This window comes from Ramlibacter agri, assembly GCF_012927085.1.
Taxonomy (GTDB): domain Bacteria; phylum Pseudomonadota; class Gammaproteobacteria; order Burkholderiales; family Burkholderiaceae_C; genus Ramlibacter; species Ramlibacter agri.
This window is the reverse complement of the sequence record NZ_JABBFX010000004.1, coordinates 22856-39013: the sequence shown is the minus strand read 5'-3', so window position 1 is coordinate 39013 and position 16158 is coordinate 22856. Positions and strand designations below refer to the sequence as shown.

The 16158-nt window shown below is 63.2% G+C and carries 11 protein-coding genes; 1 reads left to right on the top strand and 10 read right to left on the bottom strand.

Annotation, left to right across the window (positions count from 1 at the left end; genetic code table 11):
- Window positions 1-18 precede the first annotated feature (18 nt).
- The 10 genes from HHL11_RS30075 to HHL11_RS30030 all read right to left on the bottom strand — a co-directional run bounded on the left by HHL11_RS30075 (window position 19) and on the right by HHL11_RS30030 (window position 15468).
- Entirely contained in the window at window positions 19-1872 is a 1854-nt protein-coding gene (locus HHL11_RS30075; RefSeq protein WP_169422350.1) for a hypothetical protein, read from the bottom strand.
- Window positions 1869-4265 carry an AAA family ATPase gene (locus HHL11_RS30070; protein ID WP_240980507.1) on the bottom strand — a complete coding sequence of 799 codons (2397 nt, stop codon included), beginning with the start codon at window positions 4263-4265 and terminating at the stop codon, window positions 1869-1871. The genes HHL11_RS30075 and HHL11_RS30070 overlap by 4 nt, the downstream gene beginning before the upstream one ends.
- A 15-nt stretch (window positions 4266-4280) precedes the next feature.
- The gene (locus tag HHL11_RS30065; protein ID WP_169422349.1) at window positions 4281-5735 is read right to left on the bottom strand and encodes a hypothetical protein; all 1455 of its coding nucleotides are present in this window, start codon (window positions 5733-5735) and stop codon (window positions 4281-4283) included.
- On the bottom strand, window positions 5725-9033 hold the full coding sequence (locus HHL11_RS30060) for a DEAD/DEAH box helicase (RefSeq protein ID WP_169422348.1): 3309 nt from the start codon (window positions 9031-9033) through the stop codon (window positions 5725-5727). Before HHL11_RS30060 ends, HHL11_RS30065 begins: the two co-directional genes overlap by 11 nt.
- 6 nt (window positions 9034-9039) lie before the next feature.
- On the bottom strand, window positions 9040-10413 hold the full coding sequence (locus HHL11_RS30055; protein WP_240980506.1) for a protein kinase domain-containing protein: 1374 nt from the start codon (window positions 10411-10413) through the stop codon (window positions 9040-9042).
- Window positions 10414-10475: 62 nt separating this feature from the next.
- Window positions 10476-11186 (bottom strand): protein phosphatase 2C domain-containing protein, encoded by a 711-nt coding sequence (locus HHL11_RS30050; protein ID WP_169422346.1) that lies wholly within the window; start codon window positions 11184-11186, stop codon window positions 10476-10478.
- Window positions 11187-11987: a vWA domain-containing protein gene (locus HHL11_RS30045; protein ID WP_240980504.1), complete on the bottom strand. Its 801-nt coding sequence runs from the start codon at window positions 11985-11987 to the stop codon at window positions 11187-11189.
- A 23-nt stretch (window positions 11988-12010) separates the two neighbouring features.
- Window positions 12011-12352: a DUF4258 domain-containing protein gene (locus tag HHL11_RS30040; protein WP_169422345.1), complete on the bottom strand. Its 342-nt coding sequence runs from the start codon at window positions 12350-12352 to the stop codon at window positions 12011-12013.
- Between the two features lie 119 nt (window positions 12353-12471).
- Window positions 12472-14037 carry a sigma-54 interaction domain-containing protein gene (locus HHL11_RS30035; RefSeq protein ID WP_169422344.1) on the bottom strand — a complete coding sequence of 522 codons (1566 nt, stop codon included), beginning with the start codon at window positions 14035-14037 and terminating at the stop codon, window positions 12472-12474.
- Between the two features lie 123 nt (window positions 14038-14160).
- A complete protein-coding gene (locus HHL11_RS30030) occupies window positions 14161-15468 on the bottom strand; it encodes a MobA/MobL family protein (RefSeq protein ID WP_169422343.1) in 1308 nt (435 codons plus the stop codon).
- A gap of 230 nt (window positions 15469-15698) precedes the next feature.
- On the opposite strand from HHL11_RS30030, the gene HHL11_RS30025 reads away from it, so the two are divergent.
- Window positions 15699-16142 carry a hypothetical protein gene (locus HHL11_RS30025; RefSeq protein ID WP_169422342.1) on the top strand — a complete coding sequence of 148 codons (444 nt, stop codon included), beginning with the start codon at window positions 15699-15701 and terminating at the stop codon, window positions 16140-16142.
- The last annotated feature ends 16 nt before the right edge of the window (window positions 16143-16158 follow it).

Genomic DNA, 16158 nt, shown 5'->3' with positions numbered 1-16158 from the left:
CGCATGGAGTGCCGTCGTCTAGCCGGAGGGGGCGTCAATGCGCGCCCCTCGGACCAACCAAGCCAGCGTCATTTCTCTGCACCCCACCTCAGAGAACGGACGTTCCACCTTCCCGATTCGGTACTCAACCCGAGCCCTACCATCGACCACCGCCAGCGTCCAGGTCGCGCCGCACTGCCCGCAGTGGGCCTTGAAGCCACTATCCGAGCCGTGAAATGACGAAGGGTGGAGACGGTGCCCGCAAACGCGGCACAACCCAATGATGCGCACCAGCTTGAGTGACGAAAGGAGCCCGCTCTTGGTAGGTCCGTTGGCGGAACTTCGTTGCACGATGCCCTCCACATCGGCCTCAATCCTGGGCGTTAGCAGTCCCACAAGCTTGACCCCATGACCCGCCTTCTGCACCTTCGCCTCCGCCGCGGCAATGATGGCGCCCTGAAGGTCTCCCGGAATTGGCGCAACCGCGAAGGGATAGCACCTCAGCACCTGCTTGAGCAGCCATTTCTCGATGGCTAGCCGCACCCTCTCCACCGCGTAGAACTGCAATGGATGGAGAACGCTGTTTTCGCCAAGCTCGTCATCCATTGACTCGCTATCGTGGCAAAAGAACACGTAGTAGTCTTCGCGCTGCTGCTGCCAAGGTAACCGACCCCGCCAGCCAGCCACCATCGTCAACCGGTCAGCACGAGCACCCTGATCGTCGAGAAGCTCCAGGCTGCAAGCGCCCTGCTCCAATCGCAGCCGCAGTTCCCAGGGGCCGAAGGCCGCCGACCGGCCCACGTCGTCCCAGGCAAGCAGGGCGCTGGCATCCAACGCCTTCCGCACCAACAGCTCGATGAATGCCGCGTACCTTGCACCCCGCGCCTTGGCCGTCTCGAACTTCTGCTGCGGTGTCTGCACTTCCCTGGCGGCGCCGGAGTTCACCAGCAACCAGAGTGGACGCAGGTGCCGGTAGTGAGGATCGTGCTGGAGGATGTTCGTGTTCCGTAGGGCAATGGGAACATTCATGTTGCGAGGGACATGCGGATACAGCCCACGATGCTCCAGCTGCCTAACCTTGCCGTACAGGCTCGTCAGCACTTCATGGGTTTCCTTCGCTCGCGCACCTGCTTCCGGGTTGTCGGCAAAGGACTGGCCCCACAGCGCGCAGATCTCCTGGCGCAGCCGGTGATCCAGATGCTGCGCATCCGAGAGCTGCTTTGCTAGCTCGTGCTTTTCCAGCAGTTGCAGCACCTCGTGGATTCGGGCACGGAGGTGCGCCAAGACACGGTCGATCAGCCGCGCGAAAACCACGTTCTCGTAGATGGCGTGCTCGTCCTCGCTGACCAAGGCCTTCAGTCGCGCAGGCACGATCCCCGTGATGCGGCGGCGGCTCCAGTCTCTCGAGTTGGACGCCAGCGTTGTCAGCGCGTCCTGCGCCAGCCTTCTGGCGCGGGAGACCGGCAGCACCTCCGCGTCATAGCGCATGTCGAGTCTTGGCCGCTGCGAGATCGCCTGCAGATGCCCGGCATCGAGGAGTTCGGAAAGAAGCCTCTCGATGTCCAGCAGGTCCACGTGCTTCTCGAGTTGCGCGGGCATGATGGGCGATGGCAGCTCGCCGTCCAGGATCCCATCTGTCACCGCACCGACAGCTTCGTCGATCAGCGGGTTGGGCGAATCTCCCGCGGACCCCGCCACCGGAAGTGCGAAGTTTCGGTCTGCGCCGTCGGTGGATAGGACGCAGCGCACATTGCCATCCCCCCAGAGGATGTCGCCCTTGTCGAGGGACGCGTGCCCATTGAGAACGCACGGCGCCAGCAACTGGAATCGTCCGGGCTCCACCGTCGCCGGCAGCTCAACCTCCTGACCCGCATGGCGATCCCAGACCTTCATCCGCCGCGCTCCAACCGCTGGATGTCGGCTTCGATCGCCGTGAGGCAGGACGTCGGCGTATCCCCGAGCTTGGCATCTCTCCAGAACGCGTTCAGCGCGTCTTCCACAACGCGCAGGTCGTCGGCGCGCTTGTCGTGCCGGCCGGTGACCTTTCCGTCGCGGAACATGCGGGTCGCCAGCATATGGTCGAGGGCCAGAGCCTCGGTGCCCCCGCACTCCAGCACCACAGGCATGAAGCGGACCATCTGTTGCTCCAAGCGGTTGCCCCAGCCCAGACCGAAGCTATCGTTCAGGATCTTCGTGAGGCGGCAGGAATCGAGCGCGGAGAGCAGTTTTTTCACGTGCGTCGCATGCTTCCTGCGGGCTTCATCGAACAGGTGCATCAGGCTGTCGAATGACCAGGTCACACGGTCAGACGGTCGTGCGATCCTTTCAGCGGACGGGCCATGCTTGGGTAGTTCAAGCACGAAGGCACGGTCATGGGTTTTGTCCGCGAACGCGTTGGTGGTTTCGTCATGATTAGCCGTGCCGATGAACCACAGGTTAGCGGGCAAGCGGATTTGGCGTCCATCCACCAGCAGCGCGGGCGCACCGCTCGCAGGGCGCGACTCCATGAGCGTGATGAGCCGCTTGGCCTGTGAGACCTCCATCGCCGACAGGAACTCCGCGAAGTATTGCTCGGGCCGCGACAGATTCATCTCGTCCAGAAGGACGACGTGCAGCATGTCGCCCTGTGCTTCGGTCTGCGCGCGGTACAGCGCCTGCAACGTGTCCTTTTCGTAGTACCGCTTCTCGAAGGCGTTGTAGTGCCCGATCAGATCGGCCCGGTCGCGCCATCCCGCCTGAACGGGTACCACCGTGCAAGTGGCGCCGATGGCTGCGCAGAACGCCGTTGCCAAGCTGGTCTTGCCGGTCCCGCTGATGCCCTGGAAAATGTGCAGTCGGCTCATCGCCAGGCCGCCCACGAACAGCTGCAGGACCTCCTTGGAAAAATGCAACTGTTTCCCCTCCTCTGCGTGCGCGATGCGGGCCTGCAGGTCGCCAACCAAGGCCGACAGGGCCGGCGCAGGTACCGTGGGAATCCGCAGCGCGAGCTCCTTGTCCATGCGCGTGAGCTCGGGGAAGGCGGTTGCCTCCTTGCCCTGGTCTATGAGGTCATCCACCTGCGCTCGAAGCTCCTGCACCGCGCTACCCAGCAGCGCCTTGTGTTTTTCGAGCACCACGCGCATCGTCTCGGCGTTCTCCCTTTCCATCACGCTGAGCTTCCACTGTTCCTCCTGCTGTCGCAGGCCAAACAGCTCGCCCTTCGCCGCATCAAGACTTCGCTGCAACGCATCGCGCTGTTCCCGGAGTTCCTTGGCGTCACCCTCGGACTGGCTGGAGCGCATCTCCTGCAGTTTGCGATCCAGTTCCTTGTTGTGCGCACGCAGTGACTCCACGTCATGTAGAAGTTTCTCAGGATCGTCCCCGGTCACCTGCCGAAGTGCGTCAAGTTCATCGAGTTCGGACTGCTGCCCGCTTACCACCTTGCGCAGCCGCTCGATCTCCCGCACGTGCCGGGCGATCTCCGTCTCCTTCTCCTCTAGGAGGTCCTTGGCATGCTGTCGGGCGTCTTCCTGGAGGTTTCTCTGACGGGTGCGAAGGACCTCCTCTTCGACTCGGATCTTGTTCTCGCGCCTTTTAAGGCCGACGTCCTGTAGCGCCAGTTCAGTTTCCTTCTGCTCGAGGGAAGCAGCCTGCTCCTGTGCCGCTTCCAGCACGTGGGCTGCCTCACGCCGGGCTTCCTCCAGGAGTTCCTGCCGGCGCCGGGAAACTTCGGACGGAAGTTGATCTCGCTGCCGTTCGAGGGCGAGGATCTGCTCCTGCAGGACCTTTAGCGACGCCTCGCGCTCGAGCACGAGGCCACCCCGCACTTCAGCCTCCCTCAGAGCGAGTTCCTGCTTGGCCCCGACGAGCTCATTGCGAAGCCTGGAGACCTCATCGCGTTCAGTTGCCAGCTTCAAGGCATCGGCATCGAACCGGGAGCGCGCCTCGTCCATCGACGCCCTTTCGACCACCAGTCCCTCACGGTCTGCCTGTAGTGCTGCGCGCCCATCCTCCAGGGATGTCTCCTTTGCCTTGACCTCGTCATGGACCTCCCGTGCTCTGGCGCCCAAGCGCGCGAAGTCGTCGACAAACGTCAGGAACGGGCTCCGATCGCCCTCCGGCAGCTTGGTGACGAATCCCTTGACCGTGTCTTCCGACCACCCCGGAACGGACTCCCCGACCAGGGGCGCAATTTGCGAGACCGAAGCCATCAGCCGCACGAGCGCCGAAGGTGCGGGCGACGCCGTGGTGACGGGTTGCGGGATCGCGGGACGTCCCACTTGATTGTTCTTGGCCTTCTTGCCCATTTTCTTTGGACCTCTTCAAAAATACTTGGAAAAATTCTCGAACCAGCCAATCGCGAAGCCAGCTTCAGAGAGAGCGTCCCCCCGCTGCAGACGTCTGCCGCTCGCATGTGCGCCCTTGTTGCGCATACCGATCAAGTCCAGGAGCCGTTCCCATTGCACTTGCGCGTCGTCAAGCTCGCGCAACGGGTGATCTGGGTGGGCGTGCGTCGAAAGCAGCGCGGCGAACAGCAATGCCTTGAAGGGTCGATCGCGGGATCTCGCGGCAAGGCGAACGTCCCGAAAGTTCTGGCCGGCCAGCATGCCCCTGCTGCGCTCAGGCAGCGGAGCGCGAAGGGGGACGGCATCGAGCATGGCTTCCGCGGCACCTCGGTTCTGGCCATCGCGCGGCCAGACGATTTCACCGACCGGCCAGTTCTCCAGCATCCACTGCACCAGCGCTTCCAGAAGGGACCCACACTCCTGCACCAGGCTGGCTAGTTCTTCCTGCGTGGCCTTCTCCAGCGTCTCCGTCCTGGCCTTCTGTCGCATCACCCTCCCCACGTGGTGCTTCAACTCCGACAGGCCGGGCACGTCCAGTGCGGGCCAACGGGAGAGACGCATTTCCACATCTCGCTCAATTTGCCTGCTCAGCGCATCGGCGGACAGCACTGAAGCATCTGCCGCAGGGAGCACGGCGGAAATGCGGCGCTCCAGCGTCGGCATCGAGTCCAGGCTCGCCTGCAACGGTTCTCGCAGCCATCTGGCGACCGGCGTGATGCGCCAGGGATCCGTCACCAGCCACGGGTGAAGGTCGCCGGGGACGTGGATGACCTCGCACCACACGTAGGCCAGCGTGGGCTCGTTCCCGAGGATCTCGATGTCGTCGCTGCGGATCTCCGGAACGCCCTCCTCGTCGCCATCAGCCCGCAGTGCATCCCGCAAGCCGGCGCGCCACGCCTTCAGGATGTCCGCCTTGGCGGGCGTGGAGACGTCCTGCCGGCGCGGGAGCAAAAAGGGTCGAACCTCTCCGCCGCCCTCCCGGCTGTCGCGGAATGCTGGGAACCTTTGCGCGCCCATCTCAAGCGGATAGACGTCGGGCAGATCGCGGCTAACACGGGGCAGCCAGCGTCCGAACACGCTATCCCGATAGGCGTACTGCAGCGACGGCGCGCCTTGGGTATCGATGCCGCCGGACAGGAGATCCTCTCCGGCGGGCGTTAGCCGGAACTGCCCGTCGACCCAGCCAGCAGGCATGATCTCGTGAGCAAGAACGAAGGTGATGAGGCTCTCCTCCAGCCCCAGCAGCTTCGCCAGCTGCTGGCGATCGCGGATCCCAGTTTGCAGCAGCCCGAGGATGGCTTCCTGGAATACGTTCAGGCGTCGAGTCGCATCGGGCGCCAGGATCGTCCAGACCTCCACAGGCCAAAGCAGCGACTGTTGCCGACTCCGAGGCCCCCTGTGGTCCCAGCGAAGATAGCGTTCAGCCGACATGGGCGGCCTCCGCATCGCAAAGGTCCAGGAATGCGCACAGTTCCGGTACCGCCTCCTTTGCCGCAGCATCCATGAACATGTTCTTGTCGCCAACGGCGATGAGGAGGCGCCGTTGCCGGCTCATGGCCACGTTCAGACGGTTGGCGCTGCGCAAGTGGCCATATTTCCGGCTGGCGAGCTGCTCGAAGGCATCCACACTCTCCTGCTCCGCACGACATTCAAGCCTTTTGGTGCTGCTTCTGACGACGGACAGGAAGACCACGTCGAACTGCTTGCCCTGGAAGGCGTCGACCGTTCCGACACGCAGACGCTCGCGACATTGCGGGTTCGACGCATGTTCATCCTTGATGCGCCAGCCCTCTTGCGTCCTCTCGGCAAGCCCGAGCCGGGCCAGTTCCTCAAAAATGCGGTCTCGCTGTGCCGAGTAGAAGGTGATCACGCCGATGCTTTGATTGGGCGGGAGCTGCTCCAGCATGCGCTTGACTTCCTGTGCGGTCCGAGCCGCCTCGGCAGACCGAAGCCGACTGCCGCCGTCCACCCTCGTATCCGCACCTTCGTGAGCGGCCACGTCCACCCAAGCACACACTGCGCGACCGTAGATGGGAACAGTCTCTGGGAAGTCGGAGGCTTCCTTGCCCGATGACACCTTGCCCAGCCCGGCCGCCTCGTAAAAATTCTTGCTGACAAAATCACCGAGCGTCGGGTGCATCCGAAACTGCTTGTCCAGCATCACAACGCGCGGGATGCCGTCGACCTCCTGACGCTTGGTGAACTGCCGCCACAGCCGCTCGAAGAGGCTGTGCCGGTAGGTATCGGCCTGCACCTGGTCGCCTCGTTCGGCGCGGATGTCTCCCTCGATCTCAGGGTCCAAGAGGTGTGGTAACTGCCGGTGATCGCCGACGAGAACAATCCGGCGGCGGGCCATGGCCATGGGAATGAACAGGTCGAGGGGATTGGCCCGTGCAGCCTCGTCGATGATCACGCTCTGGAACTGAATCGCCTGCGCAGCATCCGGCGAGAGGTTCTTCAGCTGCGTCATCATGCGACTGGCCGACTGCTGGCAGGTGGCGCCCACGATGCTGCTGTAGTTCTCCACCGCCCGCCGCACCCACGCTGGCTGCGACACGAGGGCGTCCGCGAAGCGCCGTACTACTCCGTAGGCGCCGGCGCGCGACTTCGCCACCTTGGCGGCCAGTTCCTGCTGTAGTTCGCCCAGCAGCTTGACCGCCTCCTCGTCCAGCGTCTTGCGGACCTTCGCCGGCCGGCGATCCACCCGCAGGAGGCGCAACAGCGCGTCGCGTATACCGCGCAACTCATCCAGTTGCTCCACAGATGGTGCCGTTACCTCTGCCAGCTTCGCGAGAACTTCTGCATGCGAAGGCGCACACCATGCGGAGCCCTGTGCAAGACGCAGGACCAGCAATGCGCGTCGCGGTCCGTCGTCCTCGAAGGAGACAGGCAGCACACGCAGGGATCGAACCGCGCGGGTCAGCTGCCTTCGTGTGACGGCCGACAGCTGGCCGCTCGACGAAGGAATGCTTGGCGTCGCCTCGCGGTAGGCATCCCACCTGCTGCGCCAGTCGAGCGATGTGCGGATCCGCGCCGCAGTTGCAAGCTGGTCCAGTATCTGCTCCAGCAGATCGAACTTTGCACCCCGGACATCCGCAGGAGCGCCCGCGACCAACAATTCATTGAGCATCCGATCGAGTTGCTCCAGGAGTTTCGCCGCGGGCTCCTGCTCCTCGAGGCACTCCAGTTCCGATGCCACCTTCGCATGCTGTGCCAAGCGCCAGGTTTCGACCGGATCGATACCGCTCTGGGACCTGGAACCCACCTTGACCGCCGGCAGTCCGTACACCTCGGTTCGCCCCAGCGCCGTTTCGACGGCGTCGTGCTGAAAGCTCGAAATCAGCACTTGCTGCGCGATCGCACGACCCTCGTTGAGTTCAGCCAGCTGTCGCTCGAGAGCCGCAATCACCTCCGTTTTGCCCGTTCCCGGCGGACCGATGATCAGCGCCACGTCGGGCGTATTCAGTGCGACCTTCACCGCACGTTCCTGCATCTCCGTGGGTTTTCCCTCCCTGAAACTTTGCCTCGCATAGGACGTCAGGCCTTCGTGGGTCGACCGGCGTTGCCAAGGCAGCGGCAGGTCCTGCAACAGCCGGTTCAGAGTCGGCACCCCCAGACCCGCTTCAATCGAGCGGCGCGCACGGTCCCGTCGCTCCTGCTGCGTGCGATTGCCGGTGAGTGAGAGATAGACGAAACCCGATTCAGGCGGCGCAAGTCGGTCGTCGGTCTTGAGAAGGATCCCATCGGGTGTGAACTGGGGTCGTCCGCGCGCGCGTTTACGCTTATCCACCGCACTCAGGTCGGTATAGCGCTCCGAAGTCCATTCCGGCGCACTTTCGTCCAGCTCGACCTGGTCGTCGTCCGTCGCGTGGTCGCGCCAGGCATCCCTGAGGTCCGCTAACTGCCTGGCGTCGATCGCCAACATCCAGCCCCCTCCCTCCTCGCTGATCGGCCGCCACGAGTCATAGCGCACCGCGCCAATCGCGGCTGCCCGCGCCACATCCCGCTGCCACTCCTTCTCGCTGTAGAGTCGCCAAAGATCCAGGTAGGCGCCGTAGCTGGTGACTGCGCTGTCCAGCAGCGTGCGGTCAATGTGCGGCACCTCTGAACGAGGATCCGCAACATTGACGAAACCGATCTTCCCCGAAAGGACGGCAATTGGAGCCAAGGAATTGCGTGGCCGGTCGGCCACGCGATCCACCACGATGGGGCCCTCGGCTGTCCGTGTAAGGTCGGCCAGGTAGCGTCTGCCATGCAGCTGCAGCCTGCGCTCATCGCCCCGGGGGTGAACCACGGCGAACACACGTTGCGGGTCGCTCCCCTGCACGAATTCCTCGTTCAGCCATTCGATCGCTTCAGCTACGCCGGGGACATCGATGCGCCCCTTTCTGTGCAACTCGTCCGCGACGCGCTGGTCCACGGACAAGTCCAGCCTTTCGAAAGAGGTCGCACTGACGGGCACCATGCACTTGAGCCCGATCTGGTTGGCCTTCACACGCACCACCAGCCAGAGCACGTCGGTATTAGAGGCCAGCTGTTCCAGTCGCCCGGACTGCGGCCCTGGCGCGAGCCGCGCAACGCGCGATCCCTGCCGAACGAGGATGACATCGTGCTCGGCCCGTACGACGACCTCTTCGTTGACGGCCCAGGCTTGAGGGTCGAACGATGGTTCGGCGGGACGCGCAACCAGCACTTCCGGCTGCAGCAGCGGGGATTCATGCAACTGCATCGGGTCTCACCAAGTCAAACGCCAAACGCCGTGCGGCGCGTCAAGCCGCCCCAGGTGCAGCGCCATGCGGGCGCCACGCGCAGGCAGTCGGACACGGCCGTGCAGAGGTTCGAGTTGCTTCACACCCGACGTCTGCAGCGTCACGTTCTCGCCACTAACGACCTGAATCGTCAGCGCACCACCTTGGATCCAGACGGAGGCGAGCGCCCGGCTGTCCGGAAAGCTGGCAGTGCCTGGGGGTGATAGACGCAGCGATACGGGCGTAACGCCAACGACCTGCGCCTGGCCGGTGACGGTCCACTGGTCTTGCGGCTTTGCATCCTCGCCCAAGAACGACTTGGGCGCGAAAACCAGGTGATCCATGAGTACGGACGATTTCGCTCCTCGCCCCACCTGCCCGCAGAACGGGCACTCCATGGCTTCGGACCATAGAAAGGTGCTGCCGCAGCCACCATCGTCCTCCTCGCATTGGACCTGCAAGGCTGCCGCAGCCTCCAGCGCCTGCGCCCATTCCGCCATGACGGGCCGACGTTCGGGTGCGCTCAGGCCGTCCTGGAAGCAGCGCTGGAAAAGCCCGACAAGTTGCGGCGTACACACGAACTCTCTCGGCAGCCCAGCGGCGGCGCGATTGCGCTCGTCGCTGTCGTGGTCAACCCAGGGGATGTCGCCGCGAAAGGCCGCCGTCTCCAGTTCGCTGTCCGCATCGACCAAGGCGCCGCTCTTGAAGGGGTGCAGGAGGGTCAGCGTCTGGAACGCCATGACGGCGAAGCTCCAGATGTCCGTATAGGTGCTGATGCCGAGCTCACCGCGAAAGATCTCCGGTGCGCCGTAATCTGGCGTGTAGATCTGCAGATCGCTGTTCCTCACCGCATACGTTAGGTTGTCGCAGTCAATCAGCCATACTTGGTCGTGCTCGACCGAACGAGATACGAAGACGTTCTTGGGAGACAAGTCCCCGTGCGCGATACCGAGCCCGTGCAGCCGGGCCAGGACGCGCCCGAGCCGGGCGAGCAGACGAAGCCGGCGGGCGAGGCCGCCAGTGGCGAGAAAACCTGCCAGGCTGTCTTCGGCAAGCAGACGCTCGTGCGCCTGCCGGAGCACATCCTCCATCGGGACGAGTCCGTCCATCAGTTCCATGACGTAACCCGGCCGCGGTTTCGTGACCAAGGCCACCGGCATCGCGATCGGCAGGTCGTTCTCCTCGATCGGCATTTGCTGGACTGCGGCGATCTGCCGGCTCCATGCCTCCGTTCGCGGATCGCCGGCTGGATGCCTGCTGACCTTCACGAGGAAGCGTGGATCCTGCGTGGGGCACACGATCCCTTGCCCGCCCTCGGCGATGCGCTTGCCCAGCTCGTACACACCTCCCTTGTCATCCATTACACGCGGTTTGCGCGGGGGTGGGCTGCCCGCGGGCTCGGAGGTTTTTCCCATGTTTCTTCTCAATCCAAAAAAATGGCAGCCAGGGTCTTGTCATCCGTGTGCCCCGGTGTTGCCCAATGAGTGAGCTCCCGGCGCAGCCACTTGCGCCCGGCACGCCGGGACCGCTTACGCAGCTCTCGCCGCACTGCAATTGCGAAGCCTTCGACCAGTTCGCCAGGCACGTCGTCGGAAATTCCATCGGTCATCAGCAGGATCGCGTCGCCACGCCGAACGAGAATGACGTCCTGCGTGTTCCATGCAGACCAGGACGTGTCCGTGCCCAGTGCGCGCGTCTCGTTGCCGAATCCGCTTCGCGTCGGGGTCAGGACCTCGGCGCGACCGTTCACCAAGCTGATCACCAGGCCGTCCCCCATCTGCCATACGCGCGCGTAGCCATGCGCGTCGCATACGGCGAGCAGCAAGGTAGTGGCCGCCATCGACTTGTCACTCCAAGGGAGCGCCCGGAGCCACCGGCGGTAGATGTCCGTGGCGACCTGGCGTGCCGGCAGGTCACGCCATTCGCCCGACCGCTTCCAGGTCCGTGCCACGGCCTGCGCCGCCTCGACTGCGGCGCGTGCGCCTCGGGCGCTTTGGGCTCGCGAACCCAAGCCGTCGGCGACGGCTGCGATCCATCCGCCCCGCCAGCCCTTCAAGGACAAGGCGTCTTGGCTGTCCTCTCCCAGCCGCAAGTGGCCGGGCCCGGCGACGCTCGCACCTGCCGCTCGCAACATTCAGATGGCGTCCAAGTCGAGGTCATCCGCAGGAATCTCGCTCACATCGAGCGTAAGCGGCTGGTCCGGGCTAGGGCTGGAGGAGCGCGCCACCACACTCATCGTGACTGCCCGGAAGAAGCGCCGGATGTCATCTGCTTCGTGTGCCTCGAACACCGGCGCCTCGACGTCGTCGGCGAATTGCGCCAGCAGTTCCCGGTCCGCATCGGCACCGATCGCCATCGCAAATCGCGAGGCCTTCTGGGCACGCTCGCTGCCCTTCAGCGCTGCCAGCGGCTTCTCCCAGTCATCGGTAGGCACCCCGTCCGAAACGAGAACCAGCACCGGGCGGTACGCGCGCGCCGGCACGCGCTCCTTGTCTTCCAGCAACTGCCTCGCGAGCTCGAAAGCCGCGCCCATGGGCGTGGCCCCCACCGCGGTGAATGCCTCGACTTCGCTGACCGAATGAGCGCTGATCAACGGAAGGTGGAGGTCAGCCTGACGGCCACCGAAGGTGATCAGTCCGACCTGAATGTCGGCGCGCAAGCGCGACTCCTTGCCAAAGCTCGTCACCATCTGCTTGATCGCGACGTTGAGTGCCTCGATCTTCCCGTTCTCGGCCATGCTGCCACTCACGTCCGCCAGGATGATCACGGGCAGCGGGCGCGCCTGAGGGGCCGCGAATGCCTTGAGCTTGGTGATGGCGCCGCCCTTCTCGGGGCTGTTCTTGGGTGTGTTCATCTTCTTGTCTACCTCGTTCCTGATGATCGTTGCGTTGAAGAATCGGCTTTCGTTGTCTTCATTCATGCTTGCCCAGCCCATGTTCCGGTCTCCTTCGACTTGATTCAGTGCGGACGCTTGGTCCGGGCACGGCGGTGTGCGCGTGGCGTCACCCTGATTGCGTGGAGATCGCGGCTGCGATACGTGGTAACGACCGCGCCCTCACGGGACACCAGTACCTGCACGCCCACCATCTGAGCGAGGTCGATGCCCTTGTCCAAGTAGCGCCGAACCTCCTTCTCCCCGATCACAAAGAACGTTAGGCCCTTGGCGTGGATCCTCCGTCCGTACGCAAGTGCAGCGTCGACGTCCTCCCGCCGGATGCCTCGCTGCTGCATACGAATGCTTGCGTGCTTGGTCAGGTCCGGGATTGACGTATCCCAAGTCAGGTCTTCGCTGTAAAACATGATGGCCTCCAGTCTGTGTGCCATCTGTATTGCGAAAGTTGTTCCACCTTCGAGCACGATTCAAATCGTTGTAAATCAATGACTTACGGACGCGAACGCAGTAGAATGGATAACTTTTCTTATTTTTCATCTGATTTTTTTATTGACTTGATCTCCGAAGTCTGACCGTCGGGCATCAGTTGCACCTTCCGCATGCGGTTGTCGAGCGTCTGGTAGTTGGCGAAACCAAGCAGCGATGCCGCAACCGACTTTCGTCCGCCCGCCTGATTTAGGGCTCGAGAGAGGTAAGTTCTCGTCACTTCGTCGAGCACCTCCTGCAAGCTGAAACCTGGCACCAAGGGCTGATCGAGCAGCGTCGCGCCAGGCTTGAACGGCTGCAGAACGGCCGAACTCACATCGGAAGGCTGGATCTGGGGTGTCGTTGACCAGATCGAGGCCCTAACCAGGGTGTGATAGAGCTCCCGGACGTTTCCAGGCCACGGGTGCGCAAGCAACAGGGCCCTCGCCTGCGGAGAGATCGTTTTCTCCTGGGCCTCGGGTCGGCCATGGGCATCCTGGTTGATGCGCTTCAAAAAGGCATCGATCAGCAGCGCCACATCTTCGCCGCGCTCTCGGAGGGGCGGCAATCGCAAGATGCCGCCGGCCAATCGGTGGAAAAGATCTTCCCGGAAGCGCCCGCCGGCCACGTCGGCAGGCAGGTCCCGATGGGTTGCGGCAATGACCCGAGTGTTCACTTTGACGGGAGCAGACGCCCCTACGGGGGTAACTTCTCCGGACTGCAGGACTCGGAGAAGCCGCACCTGGGTATCGGGTGGAAGGTCGCCCACTTCGTCGAGAAAAAGCGTTCCTCCATCGGCCTCGCGGAAGTGTCCAGCACGATTTGCGGTCGCACCAGTGAAGGCGCCCTTCTTGTGCCCAAACAGTTCGGAGTTCGCCAACTCGGACGCGATGGCTCCGCAATTTACGGCGAGAAACGGCTTGTCAGACCTGGTGCTCGTCGCGTGGATGGCTTCGGCGAACAGCTCCTTCCCGGTCCCGGTCTCGCCCAGGACAAGCACAGGAACCTCGTGCACCGCTATTCGTTGGGCCAGAGCTATATGACGTCGCATGACGTCGCTCGCATGGAGAATCTTGGCGAAGCCCGCAGCGGTGTCGGTCAGCCCAGTCGCGAGCCGCCCGATTCGATCGCCGCTGCGCTGGAGAAACTCTGGCAGGAAGTCGCTCGCCAGATCGAAGAAGAAGTCCACCGGCTCAAGCCCCCGCTCGCGAGACGTCTGAATCAGCGTGGCGGGAAAGCGCGTTTTCGCCAAGATGATCCAGATCGCCGCCATCGCGGGCGTGCCCGGACTCAAGTGGAACGTGAGGTCTATATCGTCCCGAGGGAGTCGGGCCTCTTTCAGGTTCTTCGAAACTTCGGAGTAAATGGCGGCGTAGTCAATTGGGCTCGGCAGATCAACCTGAAAGAGGTCGACACTGCTATCGCCGTACCCAGAGCGCTTCTGCAGCCAATGACAATAGCGCCTGCTTCGCTCGAAGGGGTAGTTGGTGAGCAGGTAAATCCGGTCGTACCGCTTGGGGCCAGCTAGCGCCGTCGCTATGGGGCCAATGTCCTGCTCGGCACCGCTCTCAGCTGCCTCGTGATCAGTTCGCCCGACCCAAGATATAAGCCAACTCATCCGTTTCATGACTCATGATAAGGAATTCGAGCAAGAACGTAAAACTATTTATGTTCTCTTTTGGGTCTGAAGCGCCGCGCGCAACTTGGCGAGGGGCATCGGCAAATCACGACGCTGCCCGGCGCGACTCGCTCACACCGAAGGCCGCGTCTTCTTCCTGTGGGCTGGCGAATCAATTGGAGCGATGCGCCAGCCAAGACCCAGTGCCCTGAGAAGTCCTTCTGCGGCATCTCTCAGGTTTTCTTTGATTGCAACCAGTGGCTGCTTCATGCGGAGCATGGGTACGGAGTTCAGCAACGCTCGCAAGCTTCCCTCGTCCTGACCATCCGTGGCGACGTATCCTCGGCCGAGCAACACCACGCTCTCCTGCCCGGGCCTGAACGCCCAAAATCCGTCAGGGGTGGCAACGGCGTCCCAATCCGGCCCCAGGGCGGCAGCAAAGAGCTTCACGTCTGAGTACGTGTTGAGCGCCTGGCCCACGGTGCCGGCATTGGATCTGTCGGACTCGACCACCACTGCCGACGCGTGTCCCTTGAGCTCGCCCGGCGCGCGAGTCAACGGATGGTTTCGGAGAAGTTCGATCCACTCCACTTGCTGCATTGACCGCCATCTTCGCTCGGCATCCAGGCTGGCCTGCGCCTCGAGTTCCGCCTGACGCACCTCCTGGCGCCTACGGAGAAGCTGCGCTTCCACGGTGAGCGCGAGTGCGTTGGCTCCTTCGATCGCGCGACTCCGGCTGCCGCGTGTGGTGATCACCCCCTTCCTCGACATCTCTGCGATGCGTGGACCGAGATGGATTTGCGGCTCAGTACGAAGGCCGCGATCGGCATGAGACCGATGATCCAGGGCAGGCTCCATACCGCGTCGTATCAGCGCCGCATTTGCAAGGCGCGCCCAGAGCTCGCGCACTCGGTACAGCCAGCGACGCTTCGTCACGTACTCGGAACGGCGGGCGCCGCCCTTTTCCGGGTTCTCGGCTGAGTAGCGCCGGAACCACGTCTGCTCATTTCGCGCGATGCCGTCGTTGAGCGAAAGACTCACGAGGCCGTGCGCATGTGGATTTCGACCGTAGCCTTCGTGAAAGGCCATCGTCACGGGCAGCCGGACTCCAGCATCTTCACTCTCTATACCCATTTTCGAGAGATGCTCCGCCATCTCGCGAACCAGGGCATCCTGATCTTCACGAGCCAATGGCTTGGGTACTGCGAATTCCAGAAGAATTGCCGTGCGCGCGTTGACCCGACTGTTCGGCCCCTCCGCAGCCCGCCAGTATGTCGGCGCTGAATCACCGCGGACCCACTCGGGCATGTGGAAGCTTTGCACCCACCTTACCTTGTCGCCCCGCCCCGCGAAGCGTCCTTCCCGCGCGATGTACTGCCTTGCCGAATCACACGAACCTCCACTATCGCGGCTCCTGTAGCGAACATGCAGGTGAAACATCTACGCCTTCCTCTCCTCGTTGTATTGCTGACGTTAACTACATAAACCCCCTTCGCGGCGCCAATTGGCCTGCGAGCGCGTGCTTTTCTTTGGGCACTCGCCCCCGCGCCGGGATGCCGTCGATAAAGCGCCAAACTTTTCGCCTCTGAACCTGTATCCATTGCGGCGTGGCGTTCCGCTTCTTACCTATCCTGATGTCGTCCAAGAACGGACTTCAAGGAGGAACGACGATGGAAGACAAACCGAGCAACCAGGGCCCCAGCGCCGATGAGGAGAGGGGTATCGGCAAGACCGCCGCCAAGAGGCGGGACCAGCTGCGCCAGCTGGAGGAGAAGCGCCGAAAGACGCTCGCGCGGCTCAATGAGGCGCGGGCACAGCTCGCCCAGGCCGTGGCGGAGGACGAGGCGCGGGCCCGCCGGCGTCAGCGCAACCAGCAAATGCAGGAATACAAGCGTCTCAAGTTTGTCTTGGGTGGTCTGGTTCTCACGGTCATGCAAAGCGACGGACCGGCGGCATTCGCGATGTCGTCACAGGATCTCTTCCGTTTGTCCGACAAGGACAGGCAGCTCCTGGATCGGGTGTGGGCAGTTATCAGGTCCAGGTCAGAGTCGGGCGACTCCCCATGCGATGCCACCGCGCACCTTCCGGACGTTGATCTGGGGCTTCAGAAGTAGTCTTTCCGGGAGCCAT

Bases quoted from the DNA above. Each gene is read 5' to 3' on its own strand.
- HHL11_RS30075 (WP_169422350.1), bottom strand. From the start codon at position 1,872: ATGAAGGTCTGGGATCGCCATGCGGGTCAGGAGGTTGAGCTGCCGGCG.
- HHL11_RS30070 (WP_240980507.1), bottom strand. From the start codon at position 4,265: ATGGGCAAGAAGGCCAAGAACAATCAAGTGGGACGTCCCGCGATCCCG.
- HHL11_RS30065 (WP_169422349.1), bottom strand. From the start codon at position 5,735: ATGTCGGCTGAACGCTATCTTCGCTGGGACCACAGGGGGCCTCGGAGT.
- HHL11_RS30060 (WP_169422348.1), bottom strand. From the start codon at position 9,033: ATGCAGTTGCATGAATCCCCGCTGCTGCAGCCGGAAGTGCTGGTTGCG.
- HHL11_RS30055 (WP_240980506.1), bottom strand. From the start codon at position 10,413: ATGGATGACAAGGGAGGTGTGTACGAGCTGGGCAAGCGCATCGCCGAG.
- HHL11_RS30050 (WP_169422346.1), bottom strand. From the start codon at position 11,186: ATGTTGCGAGCGGCAGGTGCGAGCGTCGCCGGGCCCGGCCACTTGCGG.
- HHL11_RS30045 (WP_240980504.1), bottom strand. From the start codon at position 11,987: ATGGGCTGGGCAAGCATGAATGAAGACAACGAAAGCCGATTCTTCAAC.
- HHL11_RS30040 (WP_169422345.1), bottom strand. From the start codon at position 12,352: ATGTTTTACAGCGAAGACCTGACTTGGGATACGTCAATCCCGGACCTG.
- HHL11_RS30035 (WP_169422344.1), bottom strand. From the start codon at position 14,037: ATGAAACGGATGAGTTGGCTTATATCTTGGGTCGGGCGAACTGATCAC.
- HHL11_RS30030 (WP_169422343.1), bottom strand. From the start codon at position 15,468: ATGTTTCACCTGCATGTTCGCTACAGGAGCCGCGATAGTGGAGGTTCG.
- HHL11_RS30025 (WP_169422342.1), top strand. From the start codon at position 15,699: ATGGAAGACAAACCGAGCAACCAGGGCCCCAGCGCCGATGAGGAGAGG.